This is a genomic window from Sphingomonas sp. SDUR79 (assembly GCF_056821745.1).
Genome location: NZ_JBPDIN010000001.1, coordinates 2,030,522 through 2,050,961, shown reverse-complemented (window position 1 = coordinate 2,050,961; position 20,440 = coordinate 2,030,522). Strand labels below are relative to the sequence as shown.

At 66.4% G+C, this 20,440-nt stretch carries 21 protein-coding genes; 12 read left to right on the top strand and 9 right to left on the bottom strand.

What is annotated here, in order from left to right; genetic code table 11:
• Window positions 1–23: 23 nt before the first annotated feature.
• Entirely contained in the window at window positions 24–1,262 is a 1,239-nt protein-coding gene (locus ACRYLO_RS10130) for a phospholipid carrier-dependent glycosyltransferase (protein ID WP_482660037.1), read from the bottom strand.
• Between the two features lie 82 nt (window positions 1,263–1,344).
• On the opposite strand from ACRYLO_RS10130, the gene ACRYLO_RS10125 reads away from it, so the two are divergent.
• Genes ACRYLO_RS10125 through ACRYLO_RS10105 form a run of 5 tightly spaced genes read left to right on the top strand, consistent with a single transcriptional unit; the run spans window position 1,345 to window position 5,163 of the window.
• On the top strand, window positions 1,345–2,553 hold the full coding sequence (locus ACRYLO_RS10125; RefSeq protein ID WP_482660036.1) for a trans-sulfuration enzyme family protein: 1,209 nt from the start codon (window positions 1,345–1,347) through the stop codon (window positions 2,551–2,553).
• The gene (gene apaG, locus ACRYLO_RS10120; RefSeq protein ID WP_482660035.1) at window positions 2,550–2,948 is read left to right on the top strand and encodes a Co2+/Mg2+ efflux protein ApaG; all 399 of its coding nucleotides are present in this window, start codon (window positions 2,550–2,552) and stop codon (window positions 2,946–2,948) included. The genes ACRYLO_RS10125 and apaG overlap by 4 nt, the downstream gene beginning before the upstream one ends.
• A 3-nt stretch (window positions 2,949–2,951) precedes the next feature.
• Window positions 2,952–3,746 carry a LysR family transcriptional regulator gene (locus tag ACRYLO_RS10115; RefSeq protein WP_482660034.1) on the top strand — a complete coding sequence of 265 codons (795 nt, stop codon included), beginning with the start codon at window positions 2,952–2,954 and terminating at the stop codon, window positions 3,744–3,746.
• Complete coding sequence (locus ACRYLO_RS10110) at window positions 3,746–4,618, top strand: hypothetical protein (protein ID WP_482660033.1); 873 nt, start codon at window positions 3,746–3,748, stop codon at window positions 4,616–4,618. Before ACRYLO_RS10115 ends, ACRYLO_RS10110 begins: the two co-directional genes overlap by 1 nt.
• Window positions 4,615–5,163, top strand: coding sequence for a GNAT family N-acetyltransferase (locus ACRYLO_RS10105; protein ID WP_482660032.1), 549 nt, complete (start codon window positions 4,615–4,617; stop codon window positions 5,161–5,163). Before ACRYLO_RS10110 ends, ACRYLO_RS10105 begins: the two co-directional genes overlap by 4 nt.
• On the opposite strand, the gene ACRYLO_RS10100 is transcribed toward ACRYLO_RS10105, so the two are convergent.
• From ACRYLO_RS10100 to parE, 4 genes are all read right to left on the bottom strand, one after another.
• Window positions 5,145–6,455 carry a serine hydrolase gene (locus ACRYLO_RS10100; protein WP_482660031.1) on the bottom strand — a complete coding sequence of 437 codons (1,311 nt, stop codon included), beginning with the start codon at window positions 6,453–6,455 and terminating at the stop codon, window positions 5,145–5,147. The genes ACRYLO_RS10105 and ACRYLO_RS10100 overlap by 19 nt on opposite strands.
• 11 nt (window positions 6,456–6,466) lie before the next feature.
• The gene (locus tag ACRYLO_RS10095) at window positions 6,467–7,060 is read right to left on the bottom strand and encodes a hypothetical protein (protein ID WP_482660030.1); all 594 of its coding nucleotides are present in this window, start codon (window positions 7,058–7,060) and stop codon (window positions 6,467–6,469) included.
• Window positions 7,057–7,602: an RNA polymerase sigma factor gene (locus tag ACRYLO_RS10090; RefSeq protein WP_482660029.1), complete on the bottom strand. Its 546-nt coding sequence runs from the start codon at window positions 7,600–7,602 to the stop codon at window positions 7,057–7,059. The genes ACRYLO_RS10095 and ACRYLO_RS10090 overlap by 4 nt, the downstream gene beginning before the upstream one ends.
• Window positions 7,603–7,664: 62 nt before the next feature.
• Window positions 7,665–9,647 (bottom strand): DNA topoisomerase IV subunit B, encoded by a 1,983-nt coding sequence (gene parE / locus ACRYLO_RS10085; RefSeq protein WP_482660028.1) that lies wholly within the window; start codon window positions 9,645–9,647, stop codon window positions 7,665–7,667.
• Window positions 9,648–9,792: 145 nt separating this feature from the next.
• Here parE and ACRYLO_RS10080 point away from each other — a divergent pair, with 145 nt between their 5' ends.
• On the top strand, window positions 9,793–10,617 hold the full coding sequence (locus ACRYLO_RS10080) for an outer membrane protein (protein WP_482660027.1): 825 nt from the start codon (window positions 9,793–9,795) through the stop codon (window positions 10,615–10,617).
• Window positions 10,618–10,677: 60 nt separating this feature from the next.
• Here the strand turns inward: ACRYLO_RS10080 and ACRYLO_RS10075 are convergent, their stop codons facing one another.
• The 3 genes from ACRYLO_RS10075 to ACRYLO_RS10065 form a co-directional block, all read right to left on the bottom strand.
• On the bottom strand, window positions 10,678–12,228 hold the full coding sequence (locus ACRYLO_RS10075; protein ID WP_482660026.1) for a methyl-accepting chemotaxis protein: 1,551 nt from the start codon (window positions 12,226–12,228) through the stop codon (window positions 10,678–10,680).
• Complete coding sequence (locus tag ACRYLO_RS10070) at window positions 12,225–12,536, bottom strand: hypothetical protein (RefSeq protein ID WP_482660025.1); 312 nt, start codon at window positions 12,534–12,536, stop codon at window positions 12,225–12,227. Before ACRYLO_RS10070 ends, ACRYLO_RS10075 begins: the two co-directional genes overlap by 4 nt.
• A 68-nt stretch (window positions 12,537–12,604) precedes the next feature.
• Window positions 12,605–13,285 (bottom strand): GcrA family cell cycle regulator, encoded by a 681-nt coding sequence (locus ACRYLO_RS10065; protein WP_482660024.1) that lies wholly within the window; start codon window positions 13,283–13,285, stop codon window positions 12,605–12,607.
• A 63-nt stretch (window positions 13,286–13,348) separates the two neighbouring features.
• Between ACRYLO_RS10065 and ACRYLO_RS10060 the strand changes: the two genes are divergently transcribed.
• A complete protein-coding gene (locus ACRYLO_RS10060; protein ID WP_482660023.1) occupies window positions 13,349–14,194 on the top strand; it encodes an ABC transporter permease in 846 nt (281 codons plus the stop codon).
• Window positions 14,195–14,208: 14 nt separating this feature from the next.
• Here the strand turns inward: ACRYLO_RS10060 and ACRYLO_RS10055 are convergent, their stop codons facing one another.
• Window positions 14,209–16,155: a sensor histidine kinase gene (locus ACRYLO_RS10055; protein ID WP_482660022.1), complete on the bottom strand. Its 1,947-nt coding sequence runs from the start codon at window positions 16,153–16,155 to the stop codon at window positions 14,209–14,211.
• 195 nt (window positions 16,156–16,350) lie between these two features.
• Between ACRYLO_RS10055 and ACRYLO_RS10050 the strand changes: the two genes are divergently transcribed.
• From ACRYLO_RS10050 to ACRYLO_RS10030, 5 genes are all read left to right on the top strand, one after another.
• Window positions 16,351–17,547: an acetylornithine transaminase gene (locus tag ACRYLO_RS10050; protein ID WP_482660021.1), complete on the top strand. Its 1,197-nt coding sequence runs from the start codon at window positions 16,351–16,353 to the stop codon at window positions 17,545–17,547.
• Window positions 17,548–17,603: 56 nt separating this feature from the next.
• Complete coding sequence (argF, locus tag ACRYLO_RS10045) at window positions 17,604–18,524, top strand: ornithine carbamoyltransferase (RefSeq protein WP_482660020.1); 921 nt, start codon at window positions 17,604–17,606, stop codon at window positions 18,522–18,524.
• Between the two features lie 8 nt (window positions 18,525–18,532).
• Window positions 18,533–18,955: a hypothetical protein gene (locus tag ACRYLO_RS10040; protein ID WP_482660019.1), complete on the top strand. Its 423-nt coding sequence runs from the start codon at window positions 18,533–18,535 to the stop codon at window positions 18,953–18,955.
• Window positions 18,956–19,053: 98 nt separating this feature from the next.
• The gene (locus ACRYLO_RS10035; protein ID WP_482660018.1) at window positions 19,054–19,959 is read left to right on the top strand and encodes an Hsp33 family molecular chaperone HslO; all 906 of its coding nucleotides are present in this window, start codon (window positions 19,054–19,056) and stop codon (window positions 19,957–19,959) included.
• A gap of 50 nt (window positions 19,960–20,009) precedes the next feature.
• Window positions 20,010–20,411: a hypothetical protein gene (locus tag ACRYLO_RS10030; protein ID WP_482660017.1), complete on the top strand. Its 402-nt coding sequence runs from the start codon at window positions 20,010–20,012 to the stop codon at window positions 20,409–20,411.
• Window positions 20,412–20,440 lie beyond the last annotated feature (29 nt).

Genomic DNA, 20,440 nt, shown 5'->3' with positions numbered 1-20,440 from the left:
TGGTCGGCTCTGCCGCCCACAGGCTAAGCCCAGCCGGGTAGCCACATCCAGCGGGTAAAGGCGCGCGTGCTCGTCAGATCCTGCGCCGCGATGATCGGATAGAAATAGGCGAACAGGCCGACCGCGGGCACCAGCAGCCATTCGTCGCGTCGCTTCAGCACGTCGCGCCAATGGTGCATTGCGACCGCCAACACCACACACAGGATGATGCTGGGCAGATAGTAATAATAAAAGAACCCCAGCGACTTGGGGATCACCGCCCACACGCCGAGCGAGAAAGTCCACAGGATCGCGGCAGCCAGCGGCACGCCCGCGCGGTGCTTCACGCCGGCCCACCAGCAGGCGGCGACCGCGACAAGACCAGTCCACATGATCGCCGGATTTCCGATCAGCAGCACGCCCCGCATCGCCCCCTGATCGGGCTCATAGAAATACCAGATCGGCCGCAGCATCAGCGGCCAGCTCCACCAGTTCGACTGGTAGTTGTGCGGGCTGAGCACCTGGGTCTGCAGCGCCAGCATCTCGAACTGGAACGGGATCAGCCGCGCCAGCGTCAGCGGGTTGGTGGTGTAGAAAAAGGCGGGGGCGAAGGTCGCGAAATAGGTGGCGATGCTGACCACGCCCATGGCTGCCAGCGCGGGCAACCAGTGGATCCCGCCGAACCGCCTGGAGTCGCGGTATCGCAGCCACAGGAAGGCGACCCCGGCCAGCGCGACATAGGGGATCGCCGCCCACTTCACCCCGACCGCCGCGCCGAACAGCATGGCGCTCGCCAGCCAATATCCCCATGCGTGCCGCGATTCGGCCTGCATCGCCGCGAGGAAGGCGGCTCCGGCCCACACCAGAAACGCGCCCATGAATATGTCGAGCATCCCGATTCGCGCTTGCACGAACACCATTTGCCCCAGCATCGCAAAAATCGCGGCGAACAGGGCAGGGCGGGTTGCGCGGGTCAGCAACAGAGTAAAGGCATAGACCCCGGCGATCGTCGCGCTGCCGAACAGCGTCGAAAAGATCCGCCAGCCCAGCGCGTTGTCGCCGATCAGGTGAATGCCGAGCGCAATCAGCGCTTTGCCCAGCATCGGATGCTCGGGATTGGTGATGTGCGAGAAGTCGAGCAGCACGCGCGCGGCGGTGACGTAATGCACCTCATCGAACAGCAGGATGCTGGGGCGCTCAACGCCGACGGTGAAGAGGCACTGCGCAACGACCGCGAGGAGCAGGCCGAGCAGGACGGGGCGCTGTTCGAGACGGTCGAGCATCGTCGCGTTCGATAGCTGAGCTTGATGCGTGCGTCACCCGTCCCGCTTGCGCCGTCGCGCCATCCCCTTCTAGAGGGAAGGCATGAAGCGCCGCACCGGACAAGACCGCGAGATCACGCAACACTGGAAGCCCGCCACCCTTGCGGTGCGCGGCGGGACTGCACGTAGCGAATGGGGGGAGACGAGCGAAGCGCTCTTCCTCACCTCGGGCTATGCCTATGACTGCGCCGGGGACGCCGCCGCGCGCTTTGCGGGCGAGCAGCAGGGCATGACCTATTCGCGGTTGCAGAACCCGACGGTCGAGATGCTCGAACACCGCATCGCCTTGCTCGAAGGGGCCGAGGCGTGCCGTGCGACCGCATCCGGCATGGCGGCGATGACGGCGGCGTTGCTCTGCCAGCTGTCGGCGGGCGACCATCTGGTCGGCGGGCGCGCCGCGTTCGGGTCGTGCCGCTGGCTGACCGACACGCTGATGCCGCGCTTCGGAATCGAGACGACGGTGGTCGATGCCCGCGACCCGCAGCAATTCGTCGATGCAATCCGTCCGAATACCAAGGTGTTCTTCTTCGAAACCCCGGCCAATCCGACGATGGACATCGTCGACCTGAAGGCCGTGTGCGACATCGCGCGCGAACGCGGGATCACGACCGTGGTGGACAACGCCTTCGCGACGCCGGCGCTGCAGCGGCCGATGGAGTTCGGCGCGGACATCGTCGCCTATAGCGCGACCAAGATGATGGATGGGCAGGGCCGTGTGCTCGCCGGCGCGATCTGCGGCAGCGAAGCGTTCATCACCAACACGCTGCTGCCGTTCCACCGCAACACCGGCCCGACGCTGAGCGCGTTCAATGCGTGGGTGGTGCTCAAGGGACTGGAGACGCTTGACCTGCGCATCCGCCGCCAGAGCGAGAATGCGATGAAGGTCGCGCGCTTCCTCGAGGGGCGCGTGCCGCTGGTCAATTACCCCGGCCTGCCCAGCCATCCGCAGCATAATCTGGCGATGAGTCAGATGTCGGCGGTGGGCCCGATCTTCTCGTTCGAACTCGATGGCGGACGCACCCAGGCGCACGGTTTGCTCGACGCGCTGGGCCTCATCGACATTTCGAACAATATCGGCGATTCCCGGTCGCTGATGACACACCCCGCCTCCACTACGCACAGCGGCGTCGCCGAAGACCAGCGGCTGCTGATGGGTGTGCGCGAAGGCATGCTGCGGTTGAATGTGGGCCTGGAAGACCCCGACGACCTGATCGCCGACCTCGATCAGGCGCTGACGGCGGTCGGGTTGTGAAGGCGCTGTTCGGCCAGGATGCGGTCACGCGCGACATCACGGTGCGCGTGTCGGTCAGCTACCTGCCCGAACAGTCTGAGCCCGGCCGGGGCCGCTGGTTCTGGGCCTATCACATCCGCATCGAAAACGGCTCGCACCAGGCGGTGCAGCTGCTCGCGCGCCGCTGGACGATCACTGACGGTCGCGGGCATCAGCATGGTGTTGAGGGCGAAGGCGTGGTCGGCGAACAGCCGATGATCGCGCCGGGATCGAGCTATGACTATGTTTCGGGCTGTCCGCTCACCACGCCGACCGGGTGGATGGAGGGCAGCTATGTCATGGTCGGTGCCGACGGGCATGAATTCGACGTGGCGATCCCCCGTTTCGCGCTGCGCGCGCCGGCGGTGGCGGAGTAACAGATGAAGCGTACCCATCTTCCCCTCAACGGCCTGCGGGTGCTCGACGCGGCGGCGCGGCATCTGTCCTTCACGCGCGCGGCGGATGAGCTCGCGGTCACGCCGGCGGCGGTCGGGCAGCAGATTCGCGCGCTGGAGGATACGTTGGGCGTGGTCCTGTTCCGCCGCACGACCAAGGGGCTGGAGCTGACGCCCGAGGGAGAGGCTGGCCTTGCCGCTCTGCGCGCCGGTTTCCTGCAGTTCGAGGAAGCGGTCCGCGCGATGCAGGCGGGGCAGTCGTCCAAGTCGCTGACCATCGCCGCGCCGCGCGACCTCACCGAAAAATGGCTGATGCCGCGCCTGGCCGAAATCGCGCGGGAGGATCCCGAACTGCGCTTCGTGCTGATCGCCGCAGACGAGGCGATCGACTTTACCGAGGCCAATCTCGACCTCGCCATCCGCTGGGGCGAAGGCCCGGGCGAGCATGAGGGCGAGGCGCTGGAGAGTGACGGCATGGTCACCGTCGCCAAGCCCGGCGGGCGTGGCGAAACGCCGATCGGCTGGCCCGGCTGCGTCGCGGAAGATGGCACGGCGCTGGTCAAAGTCGGCGACGCCGGCCTCGCGCTCGATGCCGCTGCGGAAGGGCTGGGACGCGCGACCGTGCCCGAACTGCTCGCGCGCGCCGACATTGCCGCCGGACGCGTCGCGGTGGTCGGCGATCCGATCCCCTCGCGCCTCGGCTACTGGCTGGTCGCACCACTGCCGCAATGGCGGCAAAAGAAGGTGAAGGCGCTGGTCGAGGCGCTGGCGGAGGAATGATGCTGATCACGACGCTCGCACTGCTGGCATCGCTGCAGGACAAGCCCCGCTTTCCGCCGCATTATGGCCCGCGCGCGACGACGTGCCCGGTTGGCGGCGAGCAGTTCGACGCGCCGCAACTGATGCATTATTCGACCTTTGGTTCGATGCCGGACGGACAGCCGATCGGGTCGATCGCCTTCCCGATTCTCATTCCCGAATGCCCTGGCAACGGGCTGGTGATCTTTGCAAAGTTTACGCCCGAGCAGGTCGAGAAGCTTGGACCGCTGGTCGCGAGTGCAGCCTACCAGGCGCTCCGCAAGAACGAGAGCAGCTACTACCGCGGCGCTTGGCTCGCCGGCGCGCTGGGGGACAAGCAGCAGGCGGCGTGGCTGATGCTCTCGGCCACTTGGGAGGCCAAAAATGCGGACCCTGTCGGCGAGCGGGCGCGTCGCTACGGAGCTGCCTTCGCCGCGTCGGCGATGGCCCTGCCGGTCGATGCGAAGGATTTCCAGTCGATCGCCCTGCGCGCCCGTGCCGCCAATGCGCTGCGCGAACTCGGCCGGTTTGAAGAAGCGGCGTCGCTACGGGCGAGCATCGTGATCGCACCCGATGCGGGCGGTGCGGACAAGGATGCGGCGGAGAACCGGACGGGATGGGCCGGATATCTCGCGAAGCTCGCCGGGCCCGTCGCGCGCCGCGATGCTTCGCGCCAGCCCATCGACATGCTGCGCGACCGCGATGCCTCGTTCCGATGCCTCGGCAAGGAATTCGCCGCGCGCTACAAGCGTACGGCACCGCCACCGCTCACCGCGTTCGAAAGCGAATATTGCGCGCGTCCGGAACTCGCCGAGGAGCTCGCCGCGCGGCGCAAGGCGCTTGCCGCGCAGTGATCGCACCGCGTGAGACGGTGGTTCTGGAAACGCCGCGCCTGATCCTGCGCCCGCGCCGGGTGGACGATGCCGAAGCGCTGTTCCCCAGCTTCGCCGACCCCGATCTGATGCGCTACTGGTCCGGGCCGCCGCACAACAGCGTCGCTGAGACGCGCGCCGATTTCGAGCGTCACGCCAGCGACTGGCGCGCCTGGGCGGTGACTATGCGCGGCGACGATACTGCGATCGGCATGGTCGCTGCGGGCGAGAAGCGGCAGGGCAATGTCACCGAACTCGGTTACCTGTTCGCGCGGGCGCACTGGGGCAGCGGCTTTGCGCGTGAGGCGGTGAGTGCGGTGATCGACCGCATCTTTGCCGAGGGCCAGCGCAAGGTGTTTGCCGACACTGACCCCGACAATACCGCCTCACGCGGGCTGCTCGAACGGCTGGGCTTCAAGCTGGAGGGCTATCTGCGCGCCGAATGGCAAACCCATATCGGCGTGCGCGATACGACCATCTACGGCCTGTTGCGCGACGAGTGGGCTGCTCAGTTCGTCGCCACCTGACGCGTCAGGCGCTGCATCAGGCTCATGAACGTCAGCGTTTCGACCGCAGCGTCCGGACGCGTCCATCCCCCGGTGATCGCATACCAATCGCCCGCCTTGGTCCGGACCAGCCAGCTGCCATAGATGACGCCGGTTTCCGACCCGCCCTTGAAGCCGGCATAGGTGAAGCCGGCATCTCCGGGCATCTGCGGATTGACCGCCATGATCGCCAGCGCCTCGGCCCCGCCCCGGGTTCGCAGCCAGTCGAGCAAAGCCGCCTGGTCGCGCGGCGACGCAAACCATTCGACATCCAGCGCCAGCGGCTTGGCCCCGAACATCGCCGCGTCGGGCTTGGTCGTCGCCAGTCGCGCGGCATTGTCGCGCAGCAGCTTGCGGCGCCCGTCTGGCCCTGCAGCCTTCCACGCCGCCGCCAGATCGGCATTGCCCGGCGATTTCAGCTGGAACGCTTCGATCGTGGTCAGCACGGGTAGCGTGGCCCCGGCATCGGACGCTCCGGCGCGTGCAACCATCGCATCGACCGCATCCCTGCCGAGCGCGCGCAGCAGCGTATCGGTCGCCGTATTGTCGCTGATCGAGATCATCAACGTCGCCAGGGTGTGAAGCGTCACCGGTGCGCCGGTCGGCCAGTTCTGGGTGATACCCGACGGCAGCGAGCGCGTGTCGAGGGTGACCACATCGCTCCACTTGCGCGTGCCCGCCTGCACCTGTCGTGCGGCCTCGGCCAGCACCCACAATTTGAAGGCGGAACCAAGCGGCATCGCCGCATCGCCACGATATTCGGCCACCGGCGTCCGGCTGTCACCCAGCCGGTAGATGCCGTAGGCGGCAGTTCCCGGCAGCGCGCGGAAATCCGCCTCGATCTGCGCGAGCCCGTCACCGCGCGGTTCGACCTGACTGATCAGCAATCCGGTGACGGCGTGCGGCGGCGCAGGGTCGACGATGATCTGGATCGTTGCCACCGACTTCTCGAAACCAACCCGCACCACGGCCTGATGCGGCGTGCGCGGGATGACCTGTTCGATGCCGACGGCCTTGCCATGTTGCGCGCGGAGCTGCGCGCCGAGCGCGTCGAACTGTGCTTTGGGGAACTGGGCCTTGAAGCTGGCATCGAACGCGCTTTCGAAATCACCGGTGCCGTTGATCAGCGCGGGGAGCGCATCGATCCGGCGGGTGAGCTCTGGCGCGGCCTGGACCGCAGTGCTTGCGGCGGGTGGGGCCGGAGGTGCCGACTGTGCCTGTGCGGCCAGCGGCTGGGTCAATATGGCGAGGGTGGCGAATATCAGGGAGCGCATGGGCCGTCCTTTCAGGCTTGGGATGGGTCGGTGTCGGAAGAATCGGGGTCGAGCGCGGCGATCTGGGCGTCGAGCGTGCGCGCAGCGTGGCGGTTGAGCCGGAGCACGCCATACAGCACCCCGGATGCGATCGCCGCCGCCAGCGCCGCGACGACCAGCGCGGGCCCCCATCCGGTGTTGGCTGCGGTCACGCGGGTCACGGCACCAAGGAACAGGATCATGCCAGGCAGCATCGGGCCGATATACCAACGCCCGACACTGGCCAGTACATCGCGCTGCGCCGTCAACAGCGCGCGCAAATGGCTCAGCGCGTCCCGGTCCAGCGCCGCCGGATCGTCGACCGGGCGACGCGTCCACAGGTTGCGCATGACCAGCAGCAGCCCGGCGATTTGCACCAGACAGGCAATGCGCACGGCCCAGTCGGGGCTGGCCAGTCCCATCCAGCCAAAGACGCCAGCGGCCAGAGCACCGGCGGCATATTCGGTTGCGTCGCGCCGCCATACCCGGCGGCGCAGTATGCGCGCACGTTCGGTCAGCTCGGCATGCGAGGGCGCGCGTGCATCGGTGTGCTGGGCAGTCCACAGGGTGACGATGGGATCGCTCATCGCGGGTCTCCCGATGCAAAATGACGGGCGAGCATGGTGCGGATGCGGTGCAGCTTCACCGCGACATGGTTGGCGGACAGGCCGGTAATCTCACCGATCGCCGCCGCCTCGAGTCCTTCGAGATGGAGCAGCATGACGCTGCGGTCCGGCTGGCGCAGTGCGGCGATCAGCGTATGGATGCGGGCGAGCAGCTGCGCCGTCCCCGCTGCTCCTTCTGGGTCGTCGGTGGCGGGCAGATCGGCAATATCTTCGAGTGCCACCCCCTTGGCCGACCGTGCGCCGCGCGCGGCATGGCTGGCCGCGACATTGTGCGCAACGCGATAGATGAAGGTGGACAGCGCGCTGCGCCCGGCAAAGCCCGACAGGCTTCTCCACAGCGCCAGATGGATATCCTGCTCCAGATCGCGCGCGCGGTCGGGGTTGCGTTCGACCGCATGCGCCAGCCGGGCAATCGCCGGGGCATGCGCCGCCATCGCCTGCTGATACAGCCGCTCCTGCACAGCGGCCGGAGCATCCATATCGGCATCGATCGGGGCGGTCATCGCATCCATGCCCCCTTTAGTCATCGGCGGCGCGACGATCTTACAGCGCCGCCGAAAATAAATCAGGCGTCGATCGCTTCCTCGTCCAATCGCGCGGCATTTTCCTGGATGAAGGCGAAGCGGTGCGCCGGATTGGTGCCCATCAACCGGTCGACCAGATCCTTGACGCCCGCACGCTCCTCATATTCCTGCGGCAGCGTGATGCGCAGCATCGATCGCGTCTTGGGGTCCATGGTCGTTTCGCGCAGCTGGCCGGGATTCATCTCGCCCAGCCCCTTGAAGCGCGACACCTCAACCTTGCGGCCCTTGAACGGTCCCGCCTCGATCTCGGCGCGGTGGGCGTCGTCGCGGGCGTAGAGGCTCTTGGCACCGGCGGTCAGGCGATAGAGCGGCGGCTGGGCGAGATAGAGGTGCCCGCGCCGGACGATGTCGGGCATCTCCTGGAAGAAAAAGGTCATCAGCAGCGTCGCGATATGCGCGCCATCGACATCGGCGTCGGTCATGATGACGATGCGTTCGTAGCGCAGATTGTCCGGCTGGCAGTCCTTGCGCGTGCCGCAGCCGAGCGCGAGCGTCAGATCGGCGATTTCGCTGTTCGCACCGATCTTGGCGCTGGTCGCCGATGCGACGTTGAGGATCTTGCCGCGGATCGGCAGGATCGCCTGCGTCTTGCGGTCGCGCGCCTGCTTGGCGCTGCCGCCCGCGCTGTCACCCTCGACGATGAACAACTCGGTCCCGGCCGGGTCGTCGGCGGAACAGTCGGTCAGCTTGCCCGGCAGGCGCAGCTTGCGGCCCGAGGTCGCGGTCTTGCGCTTGACCTCACGCTCCTGCTTGCGGCGCAGGCGGTCGTCCATCCGCTCCAGCACATAATTGAGCAGCGCCTTGCCGCGCTCCATCTTGTCGGTGAGGAAGTGGTCGAAATGGTCGCGCACCGCTTTTTCGACCATCCCGGTCGCCTCGGGTGAGGTCAGGCGATCCTTGGTCTGGCTCTGGAATTGCGGATCGCGGATGAACACCGACAACATCAGCTCCGACCCGACCATGATGTCGTCGGCCGTGATGTCCTTGGCCTTTTTCTGCCCGACCAGCTCGCCGAACGCACGGATGCCGCGCACCAGCGCCTGCCGCAGCCCCTGTTCGTGGCTGCCGCCATCGGGGGTGGGGATGGTGTTGCAATACCAGCTGTATGAACCGTCACTCCAAAGCGGCCAGGCGACCGCCCATTCCACGCTGCCCTGCGCTTCGCCGGGAAAGTCCTGCCGCCCCGCAAAGAACTCGGCAGTCGCGCCCTCGCGCGTGCCAAGCTGTTCCTTGAGGTGGTCGGCGAGCCCGCCGGGGAACTGGAACACCGCTTCGGCCGGGGTGTCGTCGGAAATCAGCTCCGGCGCGCATTTCCAGCGGATTTCGACGCCCGCGAACAGATAGGCCTTGGACCGGGCGAGCTTGTAGAGTCGCGCGGCCTTGAAGTGCATCTCCCCGAAAATCTCGGCGTCGGGGGTAAAGGCCACGCTGGTGCCGCGGCGATTGGGCGCAGCGCCGACATGCTCGATCGGCCCCATCGTCACGCCCTGATTGAACCGTTGGCGATAGAGCTGGCGGTCGCGCGCCACCTCCACCACCATATCGGTCGACAGCGCGTTGACGACGCTGCTGCCCACGCCATGCAGGCCGCCTGAGGTGGCATAGGCCTTGCCCGAAAATTTGCCACCCGCGTGTAGGGTCGAGAAGATCACCTCCAGCGCCGACTTGTCCGGGAATTTGGGATGCGGATCGGTCGGAATGCCGCGACCATTGTCGACGATGGTCATCCGGTTGCCGGGCTCCAGCGTGACCTCGATCCGGTTGGCATGGCCAGCCACCGCCTCGTCCATCGCATTGTCGAGGATTTCGGCGGCAAGGTGGTGGAGCGCGCGCTCGTCGGTGCCGCCGATATACATGCCCGGGCGACGGCGGACGGGCTCAAGCCCTTCGAGCACCTCGATCGACCTGGCGTCGTAGCTGTTGGTGGGGGTGGCGGAACCGGATTGAAAAAGATCGGACGACATTTGTTCTGGCTAATCCTCCGCGACGGTCCCGGCAAGCGCGGGTGTTGCTGCGGGGCAACATGAATACGGAAATTCGGAACGGGTCGGGAAAGAACGGCGCCGTGCCTCGTTGAGCCCCGGCAAGTTCAGTTGGAGTAACCTGTATATGCGTATGCGTACCCTGATGGGGGCCGGTATGGCCGCCCTGACCCTCGTTGCCGCCCCTGCCATGGCCCAGGACGGCGAGCCCGCTTTCGACGGCGTCTATGTCGGTGGCTCGTTCGGCTACACTGTCCAGAACAACGATGTCGGTGAAACGATCGAATTCGACGCGGGCCGCAACGGCACCTTTGGCGACACGATCGCGACCTCGACCGGTGCCGACGCCTTCTCGCCCGGCTTCTGCAACGGCGCGGCTACGTCCAGCGCCAATGTCTCCTGTCTCAACGACAAGGACGATATCGAATATTATGGCCGCATCGGCTTTGACAAGCAGATGGGCAAGTTCGTGCTCGGTGCGGTCGCTGAATTCGGTAAGACCGAGGCACGTGACAGCGTCACCGCCTACAGCACGACCCCGGCCTTCTACACCATGACGCGCGAGCTCGACTGGAACGCGGCGCTGCGCCTGCGCGCCGGTATGGTCGCGGGTGAGAGCACCCTGTTCTACGCCACTGGCGGCGGCGCCTATGCGAAGCTCGATAACAGCTTCAGCAGCAGCAACACCGCCAACAGCTTCGCCGTCATCGGTGACGACATGGCATGGGGCTGGCAGGCTGGCGGCGGCGTCGAGCAGAAGCTTGGCCGCAACTTCTCGATCGGCCTTGAGTATCTCTACAGCCGCTATGACGACAGCGACTCGCGCGTTCAGGTCGGCACCGGCACTGCGGGCGCGACCAACCCGTTCGTGCTCGCGGGTGGCGCGGACTTCCGCCGCAGCGAGGATTTCGACTTCCATTCGCTGCGCGCGACCGCGGCATTCCGCTTCTAAAGCGACTTCCCGAGCGGGAGTCTGGGGCTGGCGGAGCGATCCGCCGGCCCCTTCTTTTTGTCACGCGGCGTCGAGATTGCCCAGAAAGGCGCGGGTTGAATCGTCGAGCGCGCGCGCCGTCCGTGACAAGGCACCAGCGGCCGCTGCCACGCGGTCCGATAGCTCTTCCGTTTCATTGGCCATCGCCGCCACCCCGCGCACCCGCTCGGCCATGAAGGAAGCGCCTGTGGCGGCATCGCGCGCCGACCGGTCGATCGCGGTGGCCGTTTCGCGCTGGGCATCGACCGCCGCTCGGATCGCCTCGGCTGCGGTAGCCAGATCGCCGACCATCGCGGTGATTTCGGACAGCGCGTCCTGTGCGACCTCCGCCCCGCCATGCATCGAATCGGCAAGGTTGCGAATTTCGCCGGTCGCGCGCGCCGCTTCGCTGGCCAGCTGTTTCACTTCATGCGCGACGACGGCAAAGCCGCGCCCGGCCTCGCCTGCGCGCGATGCTTCGATCGTGGCATTGAGCGCGAGCAAATTGGTGCGCGTTGCGATCTCGTGGATCGATTCGGCAAAGCCGGTGATGGTCTGCGACCGCTGCGTCAGCGCGACCACCGCGCCGCGTCCGCCGTCGGAAATGCTGCTGGCATCGTCGCTACGCTGCGCCTGTTGATCCGCGCTGGCGGCAATCGCGGTGATCGATGTTGACAGATCGTGCAGGCGGACCGCGAGCGTTTCTGCCGCGCTCGATGTCTGGCTGGCGCTCGCGGCGGTCTCCCCAGACTCCAGGCTGACGCGCCGCGCGACGCCGTTGAGCGATCCCGCCAGTTGGTCGAGTTCGCTCGCGGCCATCCCGACCGTGGCAACGATCCCGCTCATCGATTGCTGAAAATGCTCGGCCAGGCGGCGATGGTCGGCGCGGCGTTCGGCCTCCGCTTCGCGGCGCTGGACCTCTGCGGTGTGTGCAATCGCCTCGCGCGCGGCACGCTCGTGACGTTCGCGGCCCGCGGCCTCTGCTGCCTCGCGCATCGCCGCCTCGGCCTCGACCCGCCGCTGCTCTGCAGTCGCTGCGGCTTGTTCGCTCAGCGCGCGCGCCTCCGCATTGCGGTTGAGCAGGGTGCGGATCGTCACGGTCAGGTACACCAGCACCGCCGCCTGCAGCACGACCGCAAGTGCGTGGAACAGCACGCGACCCAAGTCGCCCGCACCACTGAACACCCAGGCCGGCGCCGCATATTGCAGAACCAGGTGATGGACCGCGATCAACGCTGACGCGAACAGGATCGCGCGCGCGTCGCACAGCACTGTCAGTCCGGCGAGCGCGACGAAGAAATACATATGGCCGTCCATTTGCCAGCCATGACCGCTCAGCGCATAGACAATCAGCGCCGGCTGAACCGCGGCGAGCGACGCGACGACCAGCCGCGCCGGATCATCGGCGCGGCCTTGTCGGACCATCAGCGTCGGCAGCACGTTCGCGAGAATGCCGGTCAGCGCGATCGGGAGCAGCCGTTCGCTGCCGGCGATCAGGCTGATCAGAATGACGGCTGCAGTGTTGACCCAGCTGGCGGCGACCAGAACGCGGACGCCCCGCACGCGCAGGCGGTTGATATCGCTCAGGATCATGCTGTCGCCTCTGCGCCGCACAGGCCGCGCGGCGCGGCGATCAGGATCACGCCATGCCATGCCAGCGGTGTCAGGCGATGACGCGCGCCGGTCACGACAATGGTGTTCGACAGCGGACCGCGCGCGGCCAGCGCGGCTCCGGCATCAAGCGCCGGGCCGACCAGCCTGCCGGCATCGCGCCCATCGAGCGCGACGAGCATCATGGGCCCTTCGCGCGGTGGCCATAGCGCGAGGGCGGCGACCCCGATCAGGACAAGGCTGGCCTGAAAAATCGGCGCGATCGAGCGGGGCAAGGTGGGCGCATGCATGACACGCCCGCCCTAATCCGTCGTGGTTAAACGATCGTTTACCCCGATCTCGCCTTATCTACGGATGTTTAGCGGACGCGCGGACCGCCATAGGGCAGCGGCGGCGGCGGGCGGCGATCGCGGCGCGGCAGCTGCGCCTGATAGGCATGGCCGCAATGATCGACGCAATAGGGGAAGCCCGGGTTCACTTTCTCGCCACAGAAATGGAAATCGGGCTCGCCCGGATGGCCCAGCGGCCATTTGCAGATGCGATCGTTGAGGTCCAGCAGCGTTGTCTTGCCCTCGATCTCCTTGCTCGGCTTGGCCGGGACGAGGCGACGGGGCGGGGCAGGGGCGATCGGCGGGGCCTGTTCGCCCGGGTTCTGGCGGATGAAACCGCCGGGGCCAACCGAACGCAACACCGGGCCTTCGCGCACTGCAGGCGCCGGCGCTTCAACCTCATCCTCGTCCTCATCCTCGATCACCGGGGCGGGAACAGGGGCCGGCGCCGCGACCGGAGCAGCGGCGCGCGGGGCGGGGGCGGCGGGGGTGGGTTTGGGTGCGGGCGGGGCGGCGGGCGCGGGAGTGGGCTTCGCCTCGGCCGCATTGGCCTTCACCGGCGACGGCCGCGAAGCGAGACCCAGGCGGTGCGCCTTGCCGATCACGGCGTTGCGGCTCACGCCACCCAGTTCCTCGGCAATCTGGGTAGCGGTCAGGCCGCTGTCCCACATCTTGCGCAGCGTCTCGATCCGTTCGTCGGTCCAGCTCATTTGTCGTCCCTAAAGAATCAATCCCGTTGCCGGGTGTGGCCGCAGCGATTAACCGGCCTTTGCATGACCGACCAGTCCCCGCCGCCCGAAAGCATGATCGCCGGCCCCGGCGTTCCGATCATCCGTAACGTGAACTGGGGCGGGCTGTGGACCCTCTATGTGAAGGAGGTGCGCCGTTTCTTCAAGGTGCAGCTCCAGACCGTGTGGGCACCGGCGGTTACCACGTTGTTATTTCTGGTGGTTTTTACCGTCGCTTTGGGCGGGGGCGGGCGCACCGTGACGCTCGGTGGCACCGCAATTCCCTTTGCCAATTTTCTTGCCCCCGGGCTGATCGTGATGGGCATGCTTCAGAATGCCTTTGCCAATGCCAGCTTTTCGCTGCTGGTCGGCAAGATTCAGGGGACGATCGTCGATTATCTGATGCCGCCGCTTTCGACGGGAGAGCTGCTCGCGGCCTTGTGCGGCGGCGCGGTGACCCGCGCCTTTTGCGTCGGCGCGGCGGTGTGGCTGGCGATGGCGCTGTGGCCCGGCGTCAGCGTGATCCCGGCGCATTTCTGGGCGATCCTGTGGTTCGGGTTCCTCGGTTCGCTGTTCCTGGCGCTGATGGGGGTGCTGACCTCGATCTGGGCGGAGAAGTTCGATCACGCCGCCGCCGTCACCAATTTCGTGGTCGCGCCGCTCGCCCTGCTCTCGGGCACCTTCTACTCGGTCGATCGCCTGTCCCCGATGTTTCAGGCGATCAGCCACGCCAATCCGTTTTTCTATATCATCTCCGGCTTTCGCTACGGCTTTCTGGGCGTTGCGGATTCGCCGATCCTGGTGGGCAGCGCGGTGATCCTCGCGCTCGATATCCTGTTGGCGCTGGCCTGCTACGCACTGCTGCGGTCTGGCTGGAAGATCAAAAGCTAGAGCCCGAATAGGCTCTAAACCAGCGTTCCATCCAATTGGGCCATCTCGCTAAGTGCCGGCACGGTGAAGCGGAACACCGCCCCCTGCGGCTCGCGGTTATCGCCGACCAGCGTGCCGCCATGCGCTTCGACGATCCGCTTCGAGATGTTGAGGCCGATCCCCAGGCCGCTTTCCCCCTTGGTCGATGAGAAGCGTTGGCCCAGCCGCTCGGCGAAGTCTTCGGGCAGACCAGCACCATTGTCGGCAACTTCGATTTCGACCAAGTGCTCGCCGACGCGGCGTGCCGTGATCTTGATCTGCGGCTCGCGTTCCGCCTGGTCGCACGCTTCGAACGAGTTGCGTAACAGGTTGACCAGCACCTGCTGGATCTGGATGCGATCGACATAGACTGCGGGGGTGTCGCGCGCGATGTCGACGATCATCCGACCGGTCACCCGGCGCGATCCGATCCGCACCAAATTGACCGCATCCTGCACCACCGCCTCCAGCGATTCGCGGCGCAGTTCGATCTCGCGGTTGGCGAGGAACGCGCGCAACCGGCTGATGATGCCCCCGGCACGCAGCAGCTGCGTCGTGATCTCGTTCAGAAAATCGCGCACCTTGCCAGTGTCACCGCCGTGCGCCAGCACATGTTCAGCGGTGGAGGCATAGTTGGTCGCGGCGGTCAGCGGCTGATTGATCTCATGCGCGATATCGCCGGCCAGTTCGCCCATCGCATTCTGTCGCGACAAGTGCATCAATTGAAAATGCAGGCCATTGAGCTGGTCTTCCATCGCCATCCGCTCGGTCAGATCGCGGACAAAGGCGACGCACACGCGCTCGCCTTCCTGCTCCGCAATGCCCAGGCGCAGCTCGGCCGGGAAGCGGACGCCGTCGGCGCGCGTGCCGGTGGTGAAATGCGACGTGGTCGCGTTCGTTCCCCCGTTTGAAATATCGGGCAGGCTGACCGGCCCGTCGAACAATGTGGGCAGCGATCGACCGCGCAGCTCTTCGGGGTTGAGACCCCAGAGCAAGGGCGCGGAACGGCTGAAGGTCCGGATGACCATTTGGTCGCTGGTCACGATCAGCGCGTCCGGCGCGGTATCGAGGATCGAGCCGAGGCGCGCTTCTCCTGCGGCAAGCGCGCGGTTCTGGCGGTCGGCGCGGTTGATGACATGCGCCACCAGCACCGCCATCGCCAGCAGGTTGGACATCGCCATTGCATAGTGAAATTCGGCATCGGTCATGGCGACGACGTTCCGAAATCCCACCAGCGCCAGCACCGGCAGGATCGCGCTGACGATGATGATCGGATGAATGCGTTGAAGAAGCTTCCATGGCGAGTTGGCGAAGCGATCGGTGCTGCCGCCCGGCCCGGTGCCGAGCACCGTCGCGACGGCCAGCAGAAAGACCGGGATTCCAGCCGTCGTGGAAACGCCGACAAACCGCGTGTTCGCTTCCGTGTCGCTGACCGTAAAGGTCAGCACCAGCAGCAGCGCGGCCAGAGCGGCACTGGCCAGCGGCGCCGCCCAGTCCTGCCAGCGGCCCGTCGATGCCTGTGCGCACAGCGCCAGACTGAGCAGCAGCAGCACCGACAGCGGCCCGATCGGGGTCGCACGGCGGCCATGCAGCCATGACAGCCCGTTCCCCCCGATCAGGCTGTCGAGCGGTCCCGCGAGAATGCCGGCAATGTGATGCAGCAGGAGCAGGGCGATGATCGCCATCACCCCGCGATACAGGAGCCGCGCGGGTCGCGGACGACCGGCCATAAACAGCAGTGCACCGGTCGCCAGCGCCAGGAAGGTGGCGGCGGTCAAGGGATGGATGGCGCTGCGCGTGTCGCCCAGCCCGCGCAGCAGCGCGCTGTCGACGACCCATCCAACCAGCACCAGCGCCGGCATCGCGGCCGCGGCAATCGCAATCCAGCGCGCAAATCTCAGCGACCCGTCCCCTGGCGGCATCGTCGCTGGCGGATGTGCCACAACCCCTCCTAAACCGGGACGCCCCGGCAGCCCCATCAACGCGCTAACGCTAGAGGCGCAAACGGATAAAGTCATCCCACGTTAAATACGGGTGCTGCGGGCGTGATATTGACGTTGGCCGGGCCGCAATCGTAGGGTCCGCGCCCGGGCGGTTCGCGATTGGGCCGCCCTTTTCTATTGCGAAGGAGGCTGCCCGTGTCGATCACCCCGCTCATGCCCGTTTACCCACGGTGCGGTGTGCGTCCGGTGCGCGGCGAAGGCTGCTACCTAATCGGCGAGCGCGGCGAGCGATATCTGGATTTTGCGGCGGGCATCGCGGTCAACGCGCTGGGCCACAGCCATCCCGACTTCATCAAGAAGGTGCAGGATCAGGTCGCGACGCTGATGCACGTGTCCAACCTCTACGGCTCGCCGCAGGGTGAGGCGCTGGCCGCACGCATCGTCGAGGCGAGCTTTGCCGACACGTTGTTCTTCACCAATTCGGGTGCCGAGGCGATCGAGTGCGCGATCAAGACCGCGCGCCGTTATCACTATGTCAGCGGCAACCCGCAGCGGACCAAGATCATCACCTTCCACAACGCCTTTCACGGGCGCACGATGGGGGCGATCTCCGCAACCAATCAGGCGAAGATGCGCGACGGGTTTGAGCCTTTGCTGCCGGGCTTTGCCTATGCGCCGTTCAACGATCTCGATGCCGCGCTCGCGCTGATTGACGATCAGACCGCCGGCTTCATGGTCGAAACCGTGCAGGGCGAAGGCGGCATGACCGCGGGCAAGACCGAGTTCATCCAGGGCCTGCGCAAGGCGTGCGACGAACACGGCCTGTTGCTGATCCTCGACGAAATCCAGTGCGGCTATGGCCGTACCGGCAAGATGTGGGCGTATGAGCATTACGGCATCACCCCCGACATCATGACCGTCGCCAAGGGGATCGGGAACGGCTTCCCGCTCGGCGCATGCCTCGCCACTGAGGAAGCGGCGAAGGGCATGGTGTTTGGCACCCATGGCTCGACCTATGGCGGCAATCCGCTGGCGATGGCCGCGGGCATGGCGGTGCTCGACGTGATGCTGGAGCCCGGCTTCCTCGATCACGTCACCGCAATGGGTGATCGCCTGCGCGCGGCGTTCGAGCAGATGATCCCGAACCACGATCATCTGTTCGACGAGATCCGCGGCAAGGGGCTGATGCTCGGCATCAAGCTGAAGGAGCCGGCGGTCGCGCGCGACTTCGTGGCGCACCTGCGCGACCATCACGGACTGCTGACCGTGGCGGCGGGCGAGAATGTGTTCCGCGTCCTGCCGCCGCTGATCATCGATGAAAGTCATGTCGCCGAGGCGGTCGAGAAGCTGAGCGCGGGCGCGCGCAGCTATACGATGCCGGAGGCGGCGTAGCCAATTGCTCCCCCGGCCCGCTGGGGGAACCAACCCTGGCAGTAGGGGAATCTGAAATGACCTACCGCAATTTCCTGTCGCTCAGCGACGCGGGCGCCGATGGCCTCGCGGCAATCCTGGCCGAGGCGATCGAGCGCAAGGCGGCGCGCGCGGGCCTGCCCAAAGGCGCGGTCGATCCAGACGCGCCGCTCGCGGGCCACACGCTTGCAATGGTGTTCGAGAAGAACTCGACCCGCACCCGCGTCAGCTTCGAAATGGCGATCCGCCAGTTGGGCGGGAGCTCGGTGATCCTCGACGCCGCAACGACGCAGCTCGGGCGCGGCGAGACCGTCGCCGACACCGCGCGCGTGCTGTCGGGCTATTGCGACGCGATCATGGTGCGCACCGACGATCATGCCAAGCTGCTCGAAATGGCGGAGTATGCCAGCGTGCCGGTGATCAACGGCCTGACCGACGACAGCCATCCGTGCCAGATCGTCGCCGACCTCCAGACCATCCTCGAGAGCGGCAAGGCGCTGCCCGGCCTCAAGGTCGCGTGGCTTGGCGACGGCAACAACGTCCTCGCCTCGATCGTCGAGGCGGCGGGGCTGATGCAGTTCGACGTCGTCGCTGCCTGTCCGCAGAGCTTCTCGCTTCCCGACGCCGCAATGGCGCTGGGCAAGGGGCGCGCGACCTGCGTCAACGATCCGGCCGAAGCCGTGGTGGGGGCAGACATCATCGTCACCGACACCTGGATCTCGATGGGTCAGCTGCATGCCGAGGCCAAGCTCGCCGCGCTGACGCCCTATCAGGTCGACGCCGCATTGATGGCCAAGGCCAAGCCCGACGCGAAATTCCTCCACTGCCTCCCCGCGCATCGCGGCGAGGAAGTGACGCCGGAGGTGATCGACGGCCTGCAATCGCTGATCTGGCCGGAAGCGGAGAACCGCCTGCACGGACAAAAGGCGGTCCTGCGCTGGTGCTTCGGGCAGATCTAGGAAGGGGTATGACCCGGACCCGGTTCATGGCGCTGACGGTCGTGGCTCTGGCATCGTGTCTCGCCTTGGCTTGGTTTCTGCCCCGCGAGGCGAGCTATGCCGACCGGATCATGTTCCTTGCTGCGCTGCTGATCGCTATCGCCAACGCGTGGTTCGTCGCGACGCTAAGCCGGGTTAACCGCACCCGTTGCGCGACGGGGGCGCTGTGGTTCGTGCTGGGCGGTGCCGGGATCGCAGTCGCGTTAGGGACCGGCGAGGCCTGGATACCGATTGCCGTGCATAACGATGGCAGCTTCATCGGCATGCTCGCCTACGCCGCACAGGTCAGCTGGATTGTCACGGCCCTGATGTGGAGCGGATTGATCACGCTGGCGCTAGGCTGGGCCGGCTGGTTCGGGATCAGATTTGCCCGCCGGTCTCACATCGGCTGAGTTGTCTGGGGGCTGCTGAACCCTACATAGCCGAGGAATCCCGAAATAAATGCCTCCACCGGCATCCCGGCCCAGGGTCGGGTAGCAAGGACATTGACGTGAACCCGACCGCCGCCCCGACCGACCTCGACCGCACGCTCAACTTCACGATTCCCCAGCGCCATGCGCGCGGGCGGATCGCGCGGCTGGGTCCGGTGCTGGGCGAAATCCTCGCCGCGCACGCCTATCCCGCGCCGATCGAACGGCTGCTGGCAGAGGCGCTGACGCTGACCGCGTTGCTCGGCTCGACGCTCAAGGATGCCGGCGGGCAGCTGACGCTGCAGGCGCAGGCACAGGGCGGCATCGTCAGTCTGCTGGTGTGCGACTACAAGGGCGGCGAGCTGCGCGGCTATGTCCAGTACGACGCCGATCGGCTGGCGGAGCTCGGTAGCAATCCGTCGCTCTACGCGCTGTTCAACCAGGGTTATCTGGCCATGACCTTCGACCAGGCGACCACCGGCGAGCGCTATCAGGGCATCGTTCCGCTCGACGGCGGCTCGCTGGCCGAGGCGGCGGAGAATTATTTCGACCAGTCGGAACAGATCCCGACCCTGGTGCGGCTCGGCGTCGGTCACGACGCGGCGGGCAATTGCATCGGCGGCGGCCTGTTCCTCCAGCATCTGCCGGAAGGCGAGGAGGGCGGCGAGCGGCTGCACGCACGCGAAGTGCATCCCGAATGGGAGCATGTCGAGGCGCTGGGCGGCACGGTGAGCGAGATCGAGCTGGCTGACTCCGCCACCCCGCTCGAAACGCTATTGTGGCGCCTGTTCAACGAGGATGAGGTGCGCGTCCAGTCGGGCGGAAATCTGGTGCGCGGCTGCCGCTGCGACCCGGACTATATCGGATCGGTGCTGGCCAAATTTTCCGCCGAGGATCGCGTCGACATGGCCGAAAACGGGTTCATCACGGTCGATTGCGCGTTTTGCGCCAAGAAGTTTCCGATTGCCCTGGACAGCTTCGCCTGACCGAAACTGTCAGCGAAATGAAAGGTGAAACGTGGTATAGGAGCGATGAAATGAAGATTCTTCGCCCCCTCGCCCTCGCGGTCGCACTGCTTGCTCCCCTCGCTGCGGGCAATGCCGCTGGTCGTCCTGACAACGGCCTCACCGCGCTGGCGGGGATCGAGCGCGGTGAATGGACGCTGCGCGCGGCCGATGGCACCAGCCGGTCGATCTGCATCACCGATCCACAGGTGCTGCTGCAGCTTCAGCATCGCGGCGTGACCTGCACGCGGTTCGTCGTCGAGGATGGATCGTCGGGTGGGCGGGTCACCTATAGCTGCCCCGGCATCGGTAATGGCGCGACCCGCGTTGTGGTGGAAACGCCGCGGCTGGTTCGGGTGGAAAGCCAGGGGATCAGCCGGGGTCTGCCCTTTTCGTTCGAATATGAAGGGCGCCGCACGGGGTCTTGCCGCTGAGCGCGGTACCACGCTTTCTTGCCGCACCG